Annotated in this window: 17 protein-coding genes and 2 riboswitches; all 17 genes read left to right on the top strand. The window is 41.3% G+C overall.

Annotated features, from left to right (window positions below; translation table 11 throughout):
- Positions 1-40: 40 nt before the first annotated feature.
- The 17 genes from UP17_RS23195 (at position 41) to UP17_RS23115 (ending at position 17,497) form a co-directional block, all read left to right on the top strand.
- Positions 41-1,828 (top strand): acyl-CoA dehydrogenase family protein, encoded by a 1,788-nt coding sequence (locus UP17_RS23195; protein WP_061465496.1) that lies wholly within the window; start codon positions 41-43, stop codon positions 1,826-1,828.
- 141 nt (positions 1,829-1,969) lie between these two features.
- On the top strand, positions 1,970-2,326 hold the full coding sequence (locus UP17_RS23190) for an arsenate reductase family protein (RefSeq protein WP_061465495.1): 357 nt from the start codon (positions 1,970-1,972) through the stop codon (positions 2,324-2,326).
- 95 nt (positions 2,327-2,421) lie between these two features.
- Positions 2,422-2,805: a glycine cleavage system protein GcvH gene (gcvH, locus tag UP17_RS23185; RefSeq protein WP_061465494.1), complete on the top strand. Its 384-nt coding sequence runs from the start codon at positions 2,422-2,424 to the stop codon at positions 2,803-2,805.
- 92 nt (positions 2,806-2,897) lie between these two features.
- Positions 2,898-3,263 (top strand): toprim domain-containing protein, encoded by a 366-nt coding sequence (locus UP17_RS23180; protein WP_061465493.1) that lies wholly within the window; start codon positions 2,898-2,900, stop codon positions 3,261-3,263.
- Between the two features lie 3 nt (positions 3,264-3,266).
- Positions 3,267-3,575: a thioredoxin family protein gene (locus tag UP17_RS23175; RefSeq protein WP_061466285.1), complete on the top strand. Its 309-nt coding sequence runs from the start codon at positions 3,267-3,269 to the stop codon at positions 3,573-3,575.
- Positions 3,576-3,726: 151 nt separating this feature from the next.
- A riboswitch (SAM riboswitch) is annotated at positions 3,727-3,832 on the top strand.
- 99 nt (positions 3,833-3,931) lie between these two features.
- Positions 3,932-5,242: an O-acetylhomoserine aminocarboxypropyltransferase/cysteine synthase family protein gene (locus UP17_RS23170; protein ID WP_208857034.1), complete on the top strand. Its 1,311-nt coding sequence runs from the start codon at positions 3,932-3,934 to the stop codon at positions 5,240-5,242.
- Positions 5,243-5,360: 118 nt separating this feature from the next.
- A riboswitch (SAM riboswitch) is annotated at positions 5,361-5,472 on the top strand.
- A gap of 164 nt (positions 5,473-5,636) precedes the next feature.
- Positions 5,637-6,671 carry a methionine ABC transporter ATP-binding protein gene (locus UP17_RS23165; RefSeq protein WP_061465492.1) on the top strand — a complete coding sequence of 345 codons (1,035 nt, stop codon included), beginning with the start codon at positions 5,637-5,639 and terminating at the stop codon, positions 6,669-6,671.
- On the top strand, positions 6,664-7,332 hold the full coding sequence (locus UP17_RS23160) for a methionine ABC transporter permease (protein WP_061465491.1): 669 nt from the start codon (positions 6,664-6,666) through the stop codon (positions 7,330-7,332). The genes UP17_RS23165 and UP17_RS23160 overlap by 8 nt, the downstream gene beginning before the upstream one ends.
- Before the next feature lie 14 nt (positions 7,333-7,346).
- Entirely contained in the window at positions 7,347-8,183 is an 837-nt protein-coding gene (locus UP17_RS23155; protein WP_061465490.1) for a MetQ/NlpA family ABC transporter substrate-binding protein, read from the top strand.
- Between the two features lie 756 nt (positions 8,184-8,939).
- Positions 8,940-9,725: a Fe-S cluster assembly ATPase SufC gene (gene sufC, locus UP17_RS23150; RefSeq protein WP_061465489.1), complete on the top strand. Its 786-nt coding sequence runs from the start codon at positions 8,940-8,942 to the stop codon at positions 9,723-9,725.
- Positions 9,726-9,740: 15 nt separating this feature from the next.
- Positions 9,741-11,042, top strand: coding sequence for a Fe-S cluster assembly protein SufD (gene sufD, locus UP17_RS23145; protein WP_061465488.1), 1,302 nt, complete (start codon positions 9,741-9,743; stop codon positions 11,040-11,042).
- Positions 11,042-12,271, top strand: a complete 1,230-nt coding sequence (locus UP17_RS23140; RefSeq protein WP_061465487.1) for a cysteine desulfurase — start codon at positions 11,042-11,044, stop codon at positions 12,269-12,271. The genes sufD and UP17_RS23140 overlap by 1 nt, the downstream gene beginning before the upstream one ends.
- A complete protein-coding gene (sufU, locus tag UP17_RS23135; RefSeq protein ID WP_061465486.1) occupies positions 12,261-12,689 on the top strand; it encodes a Fe-S cluster assembly sulfur transfer protein SufU in 429 nt (142 codons plus the stop codon). The genes UP17_RS23140 and sufU overlap by 11 nt, the downstream gene beginning before the upstream one ends.
- Positions 12,690-12,744: 55 nt before the next feature.
- Positions 12,745-14,142, top strand: coding sequence for a Fe-S cluster assembly protein SufB (gene sufB / locus UP17_RS23130; protein WP_061465485.1), 1,398 nt, complete (start codon positions 12,745-12,747; stop codon positions 14,140-14,142).
- A 191-nt stretch (positions 14,143-14,333) separates the two neighbouring features.
- Positions 14,334-15,182: a DUF72 domain-containing protein gene (locus UP17_RS23125; protein ID WP_061465484.1), complete on the top strand. Its 849-nt coding sequence runs from the start codon at positions 14,334-14,336 to the stop codon at positions 15,180-15,182.
- Positions 15,183-15,267: 85 nt separating this feature from the next.
- On the top strand, positions 15,268-16,095 hold the full coding sequence (locus UP17_RS23120) for a sulfite exporter TauE/SafE family protein (RefSeq protein ID WP_061465483.1): 828 nt from the start codon (positions 15,268-15,270) through the stop codon (positions 16,093-16,095).
- Between the two features lie 16 nt (positions 16,096-16,111).
- Positions 16,112-17,497 (top strand): bifunctional metallophosphatase/5'-nucleotidase, encoded by a 1,386-nt coding sequence (locus tag UP17_RS23115; RefSeq protein WP_061465482.1) that lies wholly within the window; start codon positions 16,112-16,114, stop codon positions 17,495-17,497.
- Positions 17,498-17,520 lie beyond the last annotated feature (23 nt).

The following is a 17,520-nucleotide window of genomic DNA, read 5'->3' as shown; positions in this document are numbered from 1 at the left end:
CCGGCGGGTTTACTATCATTAACATTTAGGAGGAAATAACATGTCGAATCAAACTAAAGATAACCTCATTAAAGGCGGAGCCTTTTTAGTAGAGGATATTACGTATGATCAAGTGTTTACACCTGAAGATTATTCCGATGAGCATAAAATGATTGCCAAAACTTCTGAGGATTTCGTAGTGAATGAAATTCTGCCGCAGGTTGAACATTTAGAGAACCATGAATTTGACCGTTCTGTTAAATTACTGAAGCATGCAGGTGAAATCGGTTTACTTGGTGCTGACGTTCCTGAGGAATACAGCGGATTGGGTCTTGATAAAATCAGTTCGGCATTAATTACAGAAAAAATGGCACTTGCAGGCGGCTTCGGTATTACGCATGGTGCACACGTAGGTATCGGATCTTTGCCAATCGTATTATTCGGGAATGAAGGACAAAAGAAAAAATATCTCCCTTTACTGGCAACGGGAGAGAAAATTGCTGCGTATGCATTGACGGAGCCCAGCTCAGGTTCAGATGCCTTAGGAGCAAAAACGACAGCGAAATTGAATGCAGAAGGAACCCACTATATTTTAAATGGTGAAAAACAATGGATTACGAATGCAGGTTTTGCAGATGTCTTCTGTGTTTACGCTAAAATCGACGGCGAACAATTCTCTGCTTTCATTGTTGAGCGAGATTATAAAGGCGTATCAACTGGTGCTGAAGAGAAGAAAATGGGAATCAAAAGCTCATCTACACGTACATTAATCCTTGAAGACGTTCTTGTACCAGTCGAAAATCTTTTGGGTGTAGCAGGAAAAGGGCATGTCATTGCATTCAATATCCTGAATATTGGCCGGTATAAGTTAGGCGTGGGTGCTGTCGGCGGATCTAAACGTGCCCTTGAGATTACAGCTGCTTATACGAATCAACGCCAACAGTTCAAAACGAAAATTTCCGATTTTAACTTGACGAAAGAAAAACTTGCAACAATGGCGGCAAAAATTTATGCTGCTGAAAGCTCTGTTTACCGTACCGTTGGACTTTATGATCAAAGACAGAGCAAGTTGACGGATGAGCAAGTGAAAGATGGAAAATCAATGGCAGCTGCAATCGCTGAATATGCAATTGAGTGTTCAGTGAATAAATTCTTCGCCTCCGAAGTATTGGATTACGTTACGGATGAAGGTGTACAGCTTCATGGTGGTTATGGTTTCATGCAGGAGTATGAAATTGAAAAAGCATATCGTGATTCCCGTATTAACCGGATCTTTGAAGGTACAAATGAAATCAATCGATTGCTTGTTCCGGGAACTTTCCTGAAAAAAGCACTTAAAGGGGAATTGCCACTTCTTCAAAAGGCACAAAGCCTGCAAGAGGAATTAATGATGATGATGCCGGAAGAGCCTGGCGATGAGCCATTGGCACAAGAAAAAATGCTTGTTAGAAACGCTAAGAAAATCGGTATTTTGGCTAGTGGCCTTGCTGCACAGAAATACGGGAAAAACCTTGATCAAGAACAAGAAATCCTCTCCAACATTGCTGATATAGCTTCCCTTGCCTATGCAGCTGAGTCCGTTGTGTTACGTACAGAAAAAGCAATTGCGTCTACGGGGCTGGAGAAGAACAAACAAAAAGTGCTTTATACGGAAATTTTCGTTCAGGAAGCTTTCAATGAAATAGAACAACATGCAAAGGAAACGTTAATTGCGGTAGAAACAGGCGACACACTTCGCATCATGCTTGCTTCCCTTCGCAAGCTGACAAGACACACTCCAATCAATGTCATTGCGAAAAAACGTGAAGCTTCGGTTAAGGTAATCGAAACGGAAAAATATGCGCTATAAGCAATAAATCAGAATCTGTAAAGGGGATGCCCGTAAAGGCATTCCCTTTATTTCCTTTGATGAAATCTCATTGGGAATTCAAAGGATATTTCATTGTATTGCGTGGTGAAAACGGGTATTCTATTGATAGGTGGTGAAACGATGGGCTTAACATTATATTGGTACCCAAAATGCGGCACATGCCGTAATGCGAAAAAGTGGCTGGATAATCATGAACTGCAATATGAAGCAATCCATATAGCGGAAAACCCGCCTTCGCGAACTGAAATCGAACAACTATATAAAATCAGCAATTTAGAGTTGAAGAAGTTTTTCAATACTAGCGGTCAAAAATATCGGGAGCTGGGCTTAAAGGATAAGCTGAAAGAAGCTTCTGATGCAGAGATGCTTGATATATTGGCCACAGATGGCATGCTTCTGAAAAGGCCGATTGTTACGGATGGTACCAAAGTGACGGTAGGTTTCAAAGAAGAGCAATTCAATCAGGTTTGGAACTGAAATTTAACAAAATATTTGGTTAATTCCTTACTTAAACATAAGATCTGCCTTATAATGGAATAGATAAAATAAGATGTACATATGGAGGGTTAATAATGACAACAACACCAAAAGAACTTCGTTACACTAAAGAACATGAATGGGTCAAAACGGAAGATGGAACAGTGCGCATTGGAATTACTGCGTTCGCCCAGTCCGAGCTTGGGGACATCGTATTCGTTGAGCTGCCGGAAATCGGTGATGAACTGAAAGCGAACGAGCCATTTGGAAGTGTGGAATCCGTTAAGACGGTTTCTGAGCTTTATGCTCCAATCAGTGGCAAGGTTGTTGAAGTAAACGAAGATTTAAGTGACAACCCTGAATATGTAAATGAATCTCCTTTTGAAAAAGCATGGATGATCGTGCTTGAACCATCAAATAGCAGTGATATTGAAGATCTGATGAGTGCTGAAGAATATGAAAGTTTGATTAACGGTTAAAATGAAGGAGAGGGGGGCCTGGAAAGGCCTGCTCTCTTTTTCATTTTGTACAATTGCAGTTGCGCACATAATTCGTGAGATGGAGTGATGACATGGAATGGGGCGAGTTCGATAAAGTGATCATTGTAGAAGGCAGTTCCGATAGAAAAAAAGTTGCCTCCGTTTTAAATGAAGATGTGGATATAAGATGTACGAATGGGACCATATCATTAACTAAGCTCGATGAATTAGTGGATGAATTGATGGAACGTGATGTTTATCTCCTGTTTGACGCAGATGAATCAGGAGAAAAGCTGCGGAAGCAATTCCGAAGGGAAATGCCGGAAGCGAACCACCTGTATATTAATAAAATGTACAAAGAAGTGGAAAGCTCACCCGAACATCATATCGCAACTGTGCTTTTATCTGCCAATATGAATGTGAAAATGAAATTTTTAAGTCAAAGGATGAACGATTAATTGATGCAGGAATGGAAAGAAGAAGAGTGTAAGATTGCCGTTGAAAAAGGGGAAACCTTTTGTTTATATTTATATACGCCTTTATGCGGTACCTGTCAGGTGGCTTCCAAGATGCTGACGATATCCATGGAACTTTTCCCGGAATTGAAGGCAGGCAAAATGAATATGAACTATGTCCAAGCAATCGCCGAATCGTATGAAATTGAAAGTGTCCCTTGTTTATTGCTTTTCAAAAAAGGACAGCTGCACAAAAAAATATATGCCTTTCAATCCGTTCCTTATTTGTATGGATTGCTTAAGGAAATCAGCTAAGAAACCAATCAGAACCGGATTGGTTTTTTTATTGTGAAAACATTTTGCTCCCAGATTGAAATCAAAAAAAAGAATATTCTAACAATTCATTGACTGATTAATTCTAAAATGCTATATTTTGAATTAAGAAAGTAACGGCTGAATTTAATAGTTCTTATCAAGAGTGGCGGAGGGACTGGCCCGACGAAGCCCGGCAACCGGTATAAATTTATATACGGTGCTAATTCCAGCAGAGTGTTGGCTCTGGAAGATGAGGTGTGTTTTAAAACCTCTTCTTGTGGAAGTGGTTTTTTTGTTTATGAAAGGCCAGGTTTTCATGAAATTCCAACTAAATCCATAGAAAAAGGTGAAATCATATGTCAGAGAAAAAGTTGCGTTTTGAAACATTGAGTGTTCATGGCGGTCTGCAAGCTGATGAAACAGGTGCCCGGGCAGTCCCTATCTACCAAAGCAATGCATACTTGTTCAAAGACACAGACTATGCAGCGAATTTATTTGGTTTAAAGGAGAATGGTTATATATATACACGACTCCATAATCCCACGGTCAGTGTTTTTGAGGAAAGAATGGCCTTATTGGAAGGCGGTATCGGCGGATTGGCAACTGCAAGCGGAATGGCAGCCATTTCACTGTCAATCCTGAATATTGCCGGTGCAGGGGATGAAATTGTTTCAGCCTCTACATTATATGGCGGCACGTATAATCTTTTTGAAAATACTCTTCCTAAATATGGGATTAAGGTGAAGTTCGTTTCACCTGATGACCCAGAAAATTTCAAAAGGGCAATTACGCCAAGAACAAAAGCCATATTTGCTGAAACGATCGGAAATCCAAGTTTGAGGGTCCTTGATATAGAAGCAGTAGCAGACATCGCCCACGAAGCCGGGATACCTTTAATTATCGATAATACCTTCGCTACACCGTATCTATGCAGACCAATTGATTTTGGGGCGGATATTGTCATCCATTCCGCTACAAAATGGATTTTGGGAAATGGAACGACGTTAGGCGGTGTCATAGTGGATGGAGGGAAGTTCGACTGGAACTCGCCAAACTACCCTGGCTTTACGGAGCCTGACCCAAGCTACGACGGTCTTGTATACGCCGATGCAGTTGGACCTGCTGCTTTTATAACGAAAGCCCGAGTGCAGTTGCTTCGTGATTTAGGTCCTGCGCTAAGTGCCCAAAGTGCATTCCAGTTTACGCTTGGACTTGAAACGCTGCATGTAAGAATGAAAGAGCATCTTTCGAACACCAAGTCTGTTATTCAATATTTGGAAAATCACCCTGCCGTGACTTGGGTTTCACATCCCGGTAAAGAGGATCATCCCGATAAAGCCCTTGCGGACAAATACTTGCCTAAGGGAGCAGGATCTGTTGTGACTTTTGGAATACAGGGTGACCGCGAAGCCGGGGCAAAACTTATCAATTCGGTGGAATTATGGTCCCATGTAGCTAATGTAGGGGATGCTAAGAGTTTAATCATCCACCCTGCCAGTACGACCCACCAACAATTGAATGATGCAGGTCTGGCGAAAGCGGGAGTGAGTGCTGATCAGGTCCGTTTATCCATCGGGATTGAAAATGCAGAGGATTTAATAGAAGATTTAGAGCAGGCAATTGAAAAAGCGACGAATATCGTCTCCCTGACGTCTAAAACGGTTTAAGCAAAAAGTCCAGTTCATTCATTTACTAGAAATAATATACATTGCACTCCTTTTTTATCTATGATAAAATTTCCCCATACTAAAGAACTTAATGTTGTACAAATATTCTATATATTAGCTCTTATCAAGAGAGGTGGAGGGATGTGCCCGATGAAACCCGGCAACCGACAAGGAGATTCCTTGGAAAGGTGCCAATTCACACAAAGTTTAATTACTTTGGAAGATGAGAGGAAGGCCAGCTTCTTCACCTGCCTTTCTGCTCATGCAGAAAGGTTTTTTCTATTTCATTTGGGAAAACCTTCATGAAAGGAAAAAATGGTATTAAAAACTGACTAATAATGTAGAGAAATCAACTAAGTTCATAGGTTTTATTGGATAAAAGAGGTGAGCATTAATGATTACATTGACGAAAGTAAGTAAGCTTTTCCGAACAGGAAAAGGAAACGGTGAGACTATTAAGGCAGTAAATAATGTGAATGTTGAAATAAATAACGGCGAGATTTTCGGTATTATTGGTTACAGCGGAGCGGGGAAAAGTACTTTGATCAGAATGCTCAATGGATTGGAAACACCTACAGAGGGATCCGTTGTGGTGGCTGGGAAGGAAGTTTCAAAAATTAAAGGGGCTCAGCTCCGTAAGGCACGTCAGGAAATCAGCATGATTTTCCAACATTTCAATCTATTATGGTCCAGGACGGTTCAGGAAAATATATCCTTCCCGTTGGAAATTGCAGGAGTTTCAAAATTTGAACGCATCAAGCGTGTGAACGAATTGATCAAGCTAGTCGGATTGGAAGGCAGAGAAAAGGCATATCCTTCGCAATTAAGCGGAGGGCAAAAGCAAAGGGTGGGAATAGCCAGGGCCCTAGCAAATGATCCTAAGGTGCTTCTTTGTGATGAAGCGACTTCTGCCTTAGATCCACAGACTACCGATTCCATACTCGAATTGCTTGTTGACATCAATCAGCGCCTGGGGTTGACAATTGTCCTGATAACACATGAAATGCATGTAATACGTAAAATCTGTCATCGCGTGGCCGTGATGGAAAACGGGCAGGTCGTTGAAGAGGGACCTGTCCTGGCTGTATTCAAGAATCCTAAAGAACAAATGACGAAGCGTTTCGTGCAACAGGTAACGGAACCAGAAGAAACGAAAGAAACGATGGACCATTTGCTTGAACGCTTTCCTGCAGGTAAAGTGATTCAATTGACTTTTGTAGGTGATCGTGCAGAAAGCCCGTTGATTACCAAGCTCGTACGTAATTTCGAGTTGGATGTCAATATCGTTCAAGGTAAAATATCCCAAACGAGAAGCGGTTCATATGGAACGTTGTTTATCCACCTTGATGGCAATGAGGAAGAAATGCTCCGCGCAATAGAATTCATAAAAGCACAGCAGGTAGGCGTGGAGGTGATTACTCATGCTTAAAGAATTATTGCCGAATGTAGATTGGGAATCCATTTTAGACGCAACGAAAGAAACGCTTTATATGACAAGCATCTCTGTAGTAGCTACCTTTTTTATAGGCATACTATTAGGGTTGATCCTGTTCTTGACAGGTAAAGGGAATATATGGGAAAATCGGGCGGTCAACGCGGTCATTGGTGCTCTCGTCAATATATTTCGTTCCATTCCATTTCTTATTTTGATCGTGCTGCTCATTCCTTTCACTAAAGCGCTTGTCGGTTCTATGATTGGTGAGAATGCAGCATTACCAGCACTTATTATCGGGGCGGCGCCATTTTATGCGCGTATGGTTGAAATTGGCCTCCGTGAGATCGATAAAGGTGTAATTGAAGCGGCTAAATCCATGGGGGCAAAAACGAGTACGATCATTTGGAAGGTCCTTCTTCCAGAGTCGATGCCGGCCCTTATTTCCGGGATTACGGTAACGTCGATTGCATTGGTCGGCTATACCGCAATGGCCGGGGTCATCGGCGCAGGCGGGCTTGGTAATCTAGCCTATCTAGACGGCTATCAAAGAAGCCACAATGACGTTACGTTAGTAGCGACTATCGTTATTCTGATTATCGTCTTCATTATTCAAATAATTGGAGATGTGATCACATCTAAATTAGACAAAAGATAAGGGAGATGAATAGGATGAAAAAGTTTTTAGGATTTGCATTAGTCCTTGTTTTATCGATTGCTCTGGCAGCTTGTGGAGCCGATAAGGACAAAAGTGGCAGCGATACAGAAAAGGAAGCGAAGAAATTAGTTGTAGGGGCATCCAATGTTCCACATGCCGAGATTCTTGAAAAAGCTAAACCTCTTCTTAAAGAAAAAGGAATAGATTTGAAAATTGAAAAATTCCAGGATTATGTTTTACCGAATAAGGCTTTAAATGATAAGGAATTGGATGCTAACTATTTTCAGCACCTACCTTTCCTTGAGGCGGCCAATAAAGAGAATGGATATAATTTAGTCAATGCGGGCGGAATTCACATCGAGCCTATCGGTCTATATTCAAAAAAATATAAAAGCATCGCTAAACTTCCGGAAGGGGCAACAATCATTATGAGCAGCTCGGTTGCTGACCACGGACGTGCGTTATCTCTTTTGGAAAAGAATGGCCTGATCAAATTGAAAGAGGGCATCGATAAAACGACAGCAACAACAAAAGACATCGTTGAAAATAAGAAAAACCTTAAATTTGATGCTAATTATGAAGCAGCTTTACTTCCAAAGATTTATGAGAATGGTGAAGGGGATGCAGTTCTGATCAACTCTAACTATGCAATCGACGCAGGCTTGAATCCATTGAAAGATTCGATTGCCATTGAAGGTTCTGACTCGCCATATGTGAACGTGATTGCGGTTAACAAAGGTGATGAAAATAAAGAAGAAATCAAAACGCTAGTAGAAGTATTGCATTCTAAAGAGATTCAAGATTTCATCCTTAAAGAATATGATGGTGCAGTTGTACCGGTTGATAAATGATTCAAGAAATGGCGGCCTGATAAACTCAGGTCGTTTTTCATGTTTAATCCCGAATCTGAAGGGTAAATAATTACTGAAGGAAATAAAATGATACACAAATTTGAAAGGATGGTTCACTATCAATACTCTTGATTTAAATGTAACAAGCGAAATGGAAAAGGCGATGCAGTCTTCACATGGGATTGGCTACAGTGAGTACAGTAGGAACTTAGACCTCCGTATCGAGGTTGAGAAAGAACGAGATAGGGAACATGTAAAGTGCAACAGAATGGTCCTGGATCTTCAACGCAAAATTCACGTCTAAGCATATAAAAGAGTTCTTTAAAAGATCGGTCTGTAGAGGTAAAATGGAAAGTGGTCCGGAAAATAAGGGTTTCCTTATTGGATAAACTTACATAATGCCTGACAGTCCGATTTTTTTCTTTCCAAACCGGAACGTTCATACCTTCCAATCGAATCTGTCGAACATATATTAATAAGAACGAAGGTTTGCCGAATAATAAGATAATTTTAACAAAAGCTAAAATACGGCTGAATATGCTGTAAATATGCCCTATCTGTTAGTATCCTAAGAATAGGACAGGTTTTTACTATGTAATAAGTGGAAACCCCTATCTATATTAGTTGATTCTAAATTGGATTTGTTATAAAATTGGAATGAGAATAAATTGAGAATGCTTTTATGCAAATTATAGTAAAGAAAGTTATCTTTACTTTCTGGTAATAAAATAGGAATTAGTTCACGGAGGTATTATTATGTCAGCTTCTACATTAACGGTTAAAGATCTTCACGTATCAATTGAAGGTAAAGAGATTTTAAAAGGGGTAAACCTTGAAGTTAAAGGTGGAGAAATCCATGCGATCATGGGACCAAATGGAACTGGTAAATCCACTTTATCATCAGCAATCATGGGTCACCCAAAATATGAAGTGACAAGCGGAAGCATCACATTCGATGGGGAAGACGTATTGGAAATGGAAGTCGACGAGCGCGCTCGTGTAGGTCTATTCCTTGCTATGCAATATCCAAGTGAAATCAGTGGCGTTACAAACGCTGACTTCTTACGTTCTTCCATTAACGCACGCCGTGAAGAAGGCGATGAAATTTCATTGATGAAATTCATCCGTCAAATGGATCAAAAAATGGAATTCCTTGAAATGGACGAAGATATGGCGCAACGCTATTTAAATGAAGGTTTCTCCGGCGGAGAGAAAAAACGTAACGAGATTCTTCAATTAATGATGATTCAACCTAAAATTGCAATTTTAGATGAGATTGATTCAGGGCTTGACATCGATGCACTTAAAGTCGTTTCAAAAGGAATCAACGAAATGCGCGGAGAAGACTTTGGATGCTTGATCATCACTCACTACCAACGTCTATTAAATTACATCACTCCTGATTATGTACACGTAATGATGCAAGGACGTGTCGTAAAATCAGGTGGTCCTGAACTTGCTGCCCGCTTGGAAGCGGAAGGTTATGATTGGATCAAACAAGAATTGGGCATTGAAGACGAAACTGTTGGCGAAGAAGCGTAAGTAGGAGGATTTGCAATGACTACAGAAACGAAATTACCGTTTGAACAAGAGGATATAAGCTCTTATTCAACTAAAAATAATGAGCCAGCTTGGCTTTCCGAGCTTCGGATTCAAGCGTTTTCTGAATTTGAAAAGCTCCCGATGCCAAAGCCGGATAAAACGAAAATCGACAAATGGAATTTTACTTCTTTCAAGACCCACGCGGTTGAAAGTGAAGCTTTTGCCTCTAAAGAGGAGCTTCCGGAAGAAATCAAAGCCATCATTGAAGAAAACGGAAACTTATACATTCAACGCAACAATACGCCGGCACATATCAATCTGTCAGCAAATGTGAAAGAACAAGGCGTCATTTTTACGGATATTTTCACAGCAGCACGTGACCATTCCGAGCTTGTGCAAAAGTATTTCATGAAAGACGGCGTTAAAATAGATGAGCATCGTTTAACAGCATTGCATGCTGCATTAGTTAATGGGGGAGCATTCCTTTATGTTCCGAAAAATGTAGAAATCAAAGAGCCGATTCAAGCGGTATTCTTGTTGGATAATCCAGATACTGCACTTTTCAATCATGTATTGATCGTAGCGGAAGATAACAGCTCGGTAACATATGTGGAGAACTATTTCTCAAATGTTGAATCTAACGAAGGCATCGCCAATATCGTAACTGAAGTATTTGCGAATGCGAATGCAAAAGTGGAATACGGAGCGGTCGATACACTTTCAAAAGGCTTTACGACATATGTTAACCGTCGTGGAGTGGCAGGACGTGACGCCCGTATTGAGTGGGCACTTGGCCTGATGAACGATGGAAATACGATTTCAGATAATACAACATATCTAATGGGCGATGGCTCTCACGGTGATACTAAATCAGTTGTTGTCGGACGCGGGGAACAAAAACAGAACTTTACGACAGCCATTATTCATTTTGGCAAACGCTCTGAGGGCTATATCCTTAAGCACGGTGTCATGAAAGACGCAGCATCCTCTATTTTTAATGGAATTGGGAAAATAGAGTTTGGTGCTACAAAGGCTAATGCCGAACAAGAATCACGCGTACTGATGCTGAGTGAAAAAGCACGCGGTGACGCCAATCCAATCCTCTTGATTGATGAAGATGATGTAACGGCTGGTCATGCTGCTTCCGTCGGTCGTGTTGACCCGCTTCAACTGTATTATTTAATGAGCCGTGGTATTACAAAGAAAGAAGCAGAAAGACTTGTCATTCACGGATTCTTGGCCCCTGTTGTTAACCAGCTTCCTATTGAGGGAGTTAAAAAACAATTAGTAGCGGTCATTGAAAGGAAAGTACAGTAATGAACCCATACGAAATTCGTAAGCTTTTTCCAATATTAGATCAAGAAGTCAATGGTCAGCCATTAGTTTATTTAGATAGTGCTGCAACCTCTCAAAAACCGGCTGCAGTGATTGAAGCGATTGAGCAATATTACCGCGGATACAACTCGAATGTTCACCGCGGGGTGCATACACTAGGAACAAAAGCTACGGATGCGTATGAAGGTGCACGTGAAAAGGTACGTAAGTTCATTAATGCTTCTTCTACAGAAGAAATCATCTTCACTAGAGGTACAACGACTTCTTTAAATACTGTAGCAAGAAGTTACGGTGGTGCAAATATTAAAGCGGGTGACGAAATCGTCATCTCCTACATGGAGCATCATAGTAATATCATTCCGTGGCAGCAGCTTGCCAAAGAAAAAGGCGCTGTACTGAAGTATATTCCGCTTCAGGAGGATTGTACGATTTCCCTTGATGATGTTAGGGCAACAATTACGGACGCAACGAAAATCGTTTCCATCATGCAGGTTTCGAATGTACTTGGTGTTATCAATCCTGTGAAGGAAATCGCGCAAATCGCCCATGAACACGGTGCTATAATGGTAGTCGACGGGGCGCAAAGCACGCCGCACCTAAAAGTGGATGTCCGTGATCTGGATTGTGATTTCTTTGCCTTCTCAGGTCATAAAATGGTCGGCCCAACTGGTATCGGCGCATTATATGGCAAAAAAGAACTTCTGGAAAAAATGGAGCCGATTGAATTTGGCGGTGAGATGATTGATTTTGTAGGTTTGTATGAGTCTACATGGAAAGAACTCCCGTGGAAATTCGAAGGCGGAACCCCTATCATTGCAGGTGCCATCGGTCTTGGGGCTGCGATTGATTTCTTGGAAGAAATCGGCTTGGATAATATTGAACGGCACGAACATAAACTCGCCGCTTATGCGATGGAGAAAATGTCTGCAGTTGAAGGACTGACGATATACGGTCCAAAAGATTCAGAAAAACGTGCGGGTGTAGTAACCTTTAATATTAATGACGTACATCCACATGATGTCGCTACCGTACTTGATGCAGATGGAATTGCTGTCCGTGCCGGTCATCACTGCGCACAGCCATTAATGAAATGGCTTGACGTGTCCTCGACAGCAAGAGCAAGTTTCTATCTCTATAACACGGAAGAAGATATTGATAAGCTTGTGTCCGGGCTTGTTAAAACGAAGGAGTATTTCAGCAATGTCTTTTGATAACTTAGATACACTTTACCGTCAGGTCATTATGGATCATTATAAGAAACCACGTAATAAGGGCATGCTAGAGGATGGCAGCATGACGATTGACATGAACAATCCAACTTGCGGTGATCGGATTCGATTAACGATGAAGATTGAAGATGGAAAAGTCAACGATGTTAAATTCGATGGTGACGGTTGTTCGATATCCATGAGTTCAGCTTCCATGATGACTCAAGCCATTAAGGGCAAAGACGTTGAAACTGCTTTAGCCATGTCCGAGACTTTTTCCTTAATGATTCAGGGAAAAGAATACGATGATGAGATGGACCTTGGGGATATTGAAGCCCTTCAAGGTGTTTCTAAATTTCCTGCCCGAATCAAGTGTGCGACGTTAGCTTGGAAGGCCATGGAAAAGGGATTGAAGGAATAATTAAATTAAAATGAGCTGTTGTAATTCAGCCATTTGAAATGGAGGAATACGAGCTATGGCAAAGAAAATGCCTGAAATCGGCGATTATAAATATGGCTTTGCGGATAAAGATGTTTCCATCTTCCGTTCAAAGCGCGGTCTGACAAAAGAAATCGTGGAAGAGATTTCTCGAATGAAGGATGAACCGCAATGGATGCTTGATTTCCGTTTGAAATCATTGGAGCATTTTTACAACATGCCAATGCCTCAATGGGGCGGCGACATGCAGAGCTTGAACTTTGATGAAATCACATACTATGTTAAACCATCAGAGAAATCGGAAAAATCTTGGGATGAAGTTCCTGAGGAAATCAAACAGACTTTTGATAAGTTGGGAATTCCTGAGGCCGAACAAAAATATCTTGCAGGCGTATCCGCTCAATATGAATCTGAAGTGGTTTACCATAGCATGAAAGTTGAATTGGAAGATTTGGGTATCGTGTTTAAAGATACGGACTCAGCACTTCGTGAAAATGAAGATATCTTCCGTGAGCATTTTGGAAAAACGATTCCGCCTACTGACAATAAATTCTCGGCATTGAACTCGGCGGTTTGGTCAGGCGGATCTTTCATCTATGTACCAAAAGGCGTTAAAGTGGATACTCCGCTTCAAGCTTATTTCCGAATCAACTCTGAAAACATGGGTCAATTCGAACGTACGCTAATCATTGTTGATGAAGGCGCATCCGTTCACTATGTAGAAGGTTGCACAGCACCTGTATATACAACTAACTCCCTTCATAGTGCGGTTGTTGAAATAGTCATTAAAAAAGATGCTTACTGCCGTTACACGACGATCCAAAACTGGGCAAACAACGTGTTTAACCTGGTTACGAAACGTGCGGTATGTGATGCTAACGCAACTATGGAATGGATTGATGGTAACATCGGTTCTAAATTGACAATGAAATATCCTGCTGTCATCTTAAAAGGTGAAGGTGCCCGCGGTATGACATTATCCATTGCCATTGCCGGAAAAGGCCAGCACCAAGATGCTGGGGCAAAAATGATTCACCTGGCGCCAAATACATCTTCAACTATCGTATCTAAATCAATTTCTAAACAAGGCGGTAAAGTAACATATCGCGGTATCGTTCACTTCGGACGTAAAGCGGATGGAGCTCGTTCGAACATTGAATGTGATACATTAATCATGGATAATCAGTCTACATCTGATACAATCCCTTATAATGAAATCTTGAATGACAACATTTCCCTTGAACACGAAGCGAAGGTTTCCAAAGTATCTGAAGAACAATTGTTCTACTTGATGAGCCGCGGAATTTCTGAGCAAGAAGCAACGGAAATGATCGTAATGGGCTTCATCGAACCATTTACAAAAGAACTTCCGATGGAATATGCGGTTGAAATGAACCGTCTGATCAAGTTCGAAATGGAAGGCTCCATCGGATAATAACCGACTGTCATGCCTGTAAGGCGATTTAGAATAACCCATTCATACAAAAAGCCTGCCAGGGAGACTCGGCAGGCTTTTTGTTTTGGAAAGTGATATTCGACACCCTTATCAAAGATTGAATATGGTTATACAAGGGTGAAAAATAGTAGACAGGAAATGGGGCCTGTCCCGAAAGGAGTGATGGTCAGATGATATATGTTGGTGTGACCGGTTGGGGGGATCATGATAGTTTGTATCATGGCGGAGTGTCGCAACGTGATAAACTCAAAGAGTATGGGGCTCATTTTCCCATTGTGGAGGTGGATGCCTCATTTTATGCAATCCAGCCAAAGAGGAACAGTGAAAAGTGGATATCCGAGACACCAGCGTCATTCCAGTTTGTCGTTAAAGCCTATCAAGGGATGACGGGACATCAGCGTGGGGAAATTCCATTTGAAAGTAAAAAGGAAATGTTCAAGGCCTTTCGGGACTCTCTAGAAGCTTATCAGAAGTCCGGCAAGCTCGCGATGATCCTATTTCAGTTTCCGCCATGGTTTGATTGTAACCGTGAAAATGTAAATTACCTGAGATGGTGTAAAGCTGAAATGGGCGATATTCCAGCTGCCATAGAATTTCGGAATCAAAGCTGGTACAGACCCAACATGGTCCAGCAAACCCTGGACTTTATCCAAAAGGAGGGTTGGGTCCACACTGTATGCGATGAGCCTCAGGCTGGGGAGGGTTCCATTCCTATCGTCCTCCATTCCACCCATGAAGATAAAACGCTGATCCGCTTTCATGGCCGTAACCTGCATGGTTGGCAGAGACCTTCTTCGGGTGATAATTGGCGTGAGGTCAGGTACTTATACCGATATAATCATCAGGAATTGAATGAATGGGTGGAGAAAATCAGGATAATGGAAAAGGAATCCAAGGAGATATATGTCCTGTTCAATAATAACTCAGGCGGAGATGCCGCTGATAATGCCAAACAAATGATTGAGTTGCTTGGTATAGAATATGAAGGACTGGCTCCCCGGCAGCTTGGTTTGTTTTAAGACGCATTATATAATTAATAAAGAGATGGTATGACAAGCAAGTAAGAGGTAATATCCTCACAAACAGGTAAAGGCGGATTTCTTTATGGTATGGTTAGTATTAGTGGGTATCGGATTATTAGCGGGTTCAATTGGCTCTCTTGTCGGTCTGGGCGGCGGCATCATCATTGTGCCTTCTCTTTTATATTTAGGTGCATCTACAAATATAATAGAAGAACTGACACCTCAGATCGCCGTCGGTGTTTCAACGGTGATCATGATTTTTACCGGCTTATCTTCTACTTTATCTTATTTAAAACATAAAGTGGTGGATTATAAGGCAGGCTTAATCTTCTTTATAGGCAGTGCACCTGGTGGAATAATAGGAGCCTATGTGAATAAAAACCTTAATGTCCAAGCTTTTTCATTGTACTTTGGGGCTTTCATGATTTTCATGGCTATCGTGTTATTAGTGAAAAACCGTTTGAAGCCAATGGTTTTCAAGCCTGGTAAAGCGAAAATAGTTAAGACGTATAAAACTGAAAATGGACATTCATTTTCTTATGGTTACCATCCCCTAATAGCTGTATCGATTACATTTGTCGTGGGATTCAGCTCCGGGTTATTTGGAATTGGAGGTGGAGCCTTAATGGTTCCTGTAATGATGCTTCTTTTCTTCTTCCCTCCGCATATGGCTGTAGCGACTTCGATGTTCATGGTATTTCTATCTTCGGTCACAAATTCGATTACACATATTTCCCTTGGAAATGTAAATTGGCCATATGCTTTTGCCCTGATCCCAGGTGCATGGTTCGGTGCTAAATTAGGGGCTTACATCAATACGCGCCTAAAGAGCGGGGCACTTGAAAATATGTTGAAAATAGTACTGATAATCATTGGTTTACGTCTTATATACCAAAGTATTACAGGATAAACGAGGAGGAAAAATGATGTCAGAAATCATTCATTTATATCACACCAATGATCTCCATAGTCATTTTGAAAATTGGCCTCGTATTGATAAGTTTCTTAAAGAAAGAAGACAACTTCATCAAGAAACGGGAGAAGAGGCAATCATACTTGATATAGGAGACCATGTGGATCGCTGGCATCCATATACAGAAGGTACGTTGGGTAAAGGAAATATTGAGCTTCTGAATGAAGCGGGCTACCAATATGTAACCATCGGCAATAATGAAGGGATCACTTTACCTCATGATGCGTTAGACTCCTTATATGATCATGCAAGGTTCAAGGTCTTGGCAGCCAATATTTATTATGGGGATAATGAAAGGCCGGAATGGGCGCTGCCATATTGGATACATACAACGGTAAAAGGCACCAAAATTGCCTTGATAGGTCTGACAGCTTTTTTTCAAAAGTTTTATTCTGCGATGGGCTGGGAATTAACAGAACCATTCGTTGAGTTAAAGGAACAACTAGAAAGGGTTAGAACAGAGGCAGATGTAATCATCATCCTTTCTCACCTGGGCATCCATGATGATGAGCGGATGGCAGCGGACTTTCCGGAGATTGACGTCATACTTGGCGCGCATACCCACCACATCCTTCACCAAGGGAAATTGATCAATGATACACTCCTATGCGGTGCAGGGAAATATGGTTTTTTTGTTGGGCAGGTGGAAATGACCGTCAATCAGGAAAAGAGAATTAGCAAGAAGAGTGCCATTCTCTATGATACGAATGACTTTTCGGAATTAGAGAATGAACGATCATGGATTGAAGCAATGTATCAGGCCGGTGGGGAAACGCTAAAACAGGTCGTAGTGGACTTACCGGAAGCGCTGGAAAATGATTGGTTCAAAGTAAGTGCTTTGACGAAAATCCTTGGTGAGGCCTTAAGGGAGTGGAGTCAGGCGGATTGCACCTTTTTGAATGCGGGTCTTCTGCTCGATGGATTGCCAAAGGGACCTGTCACAAAAGGGGATATTCACAGAATCTGTCCACACCCCATCAATCCTTGCATCGTTGAAGTTAATGGGAATGAATTAAAAGAAATCTTAATGCAATCGAGAAATGAGGAGTGGCCACACATTCAAGTGAAAGGTTTCGGTTTCCGGGGAAAAATCATGGGCGTCATGAATTATGATCAAATTGAATTTAACGAAATGGAGAATGGAATCGTAAAAGGGATATTGATAAAAGGGGAGAAACTGGAGACTGATAAGTCCTATAAACTGGCAATACCTGATATGTTCACGTTTGGGCACTTTTTTCCAAGTATTCAGCGCACAAATCGCAAGAAATATCTATTACCGGAATTCTTACGGGATATCCTTTTATGGAAGTTGAAAAAAATATATACAGATGCCTAACGCTAAATCACGGTTTCGCCTTT

The sequence above is a fragment of the Peribacillus simplex genome (assembly GCF_001578185.1).
GTDB lineage: Bacteria > Bacillota > Bacilli > Bacillales > DSM-1321 > Peribacillus > Peribacillus simplex_A.
This window is presented reverse-complemented; position numbering and strand designations above follow the sequence as displayed.

Coding starts and splice junctions, on each gene's coding strand:
- UP17_RS23195 (WP_061465496.1), top strand. CDS start 41: ATGTCGAATCAAACTAAAGATAACCTCATTAAAGGCGGAGCCTTTTTA.
- UP17_RS23190 (WP_061465495.1), top strand. CDS start 1,970: ATGGGCTTAACATTATATTGGTACCCAAAATGCGGCACATGCCGTAAT.
- gcvH (WP_061465494.1), top strand. CDS start 2,422: ATGACAACAACACCAAAAGAACTTCGTTACACTAAAGAACATGAATGG.
- UP17_RS23180 (WP_061465493.1), top strand. CDS start 2,898: ATGGAATGGGGCGAGTTCGATAAAGTGATCATTGTAGAAGGCAGTTCC.
- UP17_RS23175 (WP_061466285.1), top strand. CDS start 3,267: ATGCAGGAATGGAAAGAAGAAGAGTGTAAGATTGCCGTTGAAAAAGGG.
- UP17_RS23170 (WP_208857034.1), top strand. CDS start 3,932: ATGTCAGAGAAAAAGTTGCGTTTTGAAACATTGAGTGTTCATGGCGGT.
- UP17_RS23165 (WP_061465492.1), top strand. CDS start 5,637: ATGATTACATTGACGAAAGTAAGTAAGCTTTTCCGAACAGGAAAAGGA.
- UP17_RS23160 (WP_061465491.1), top strand. CDS start 6,664: ATGCTTAAAGAATTATTGCCGAATGTAGATTGGGAATCCATTTTAGAC.
- UP17_RS23155 (WP_061465490.1), top strand. CDS start 7,347: ATGAAAAAGTTTTTAGGATTTGCATTAGTCCTTGTTTTATCGATTGCT.
- sufC (WP_061465489.1), top strand. CDS start 8,940: ATGTCAGCTTCTACATTAACGGTTAAAGATCTTCACGTATCAATTGAA.
- sufD (WP_061465488.1), top strand. CDS start 9,741: ATGACTACAGAAACGAAATTACCGTTTGAACAAGAGGATATAAGCTCT.
- UP17_RS23140 (WP_061465487.1), top strand. CDS start 11,042: ATGAACCCATACGAAATTCGTAAGCTTTTTCCAATATTAGATCAAGAA.
- sufU (WP_061465486.1), top strand. CDS start 12,261: ATGTCTTTTGATAACTTAGATACACTTTACCGTCAGGTCATTATGGAT.
- sufB (WP_061465485.1), top strand. CDS start 12,745: ATGGCAAAGAAAATGCCTGAAATCGGCGATTATAAATATGGCTTTGCG.
- UP17_RS23125 (WP_061465484.1), top strand. CDS start 14,334: ATGATATATGTTGGTGTGACCGGTTGGGGGGATCATGATAGTTTGTAT.
- UP17_RS23120 (WP_061465483.1), top strand. CDS start 15,268: ATGGTATGGTTAGTATTAGTGGGTATCGGATTATTAGCGGGTTCAATT.
- UP17_RS23115 (WP_061465482.1), top strand. CDS start 16,112: ATGTCAGAAATCATTCATTTATATCACACCAATGATCTCCATAGTCAT.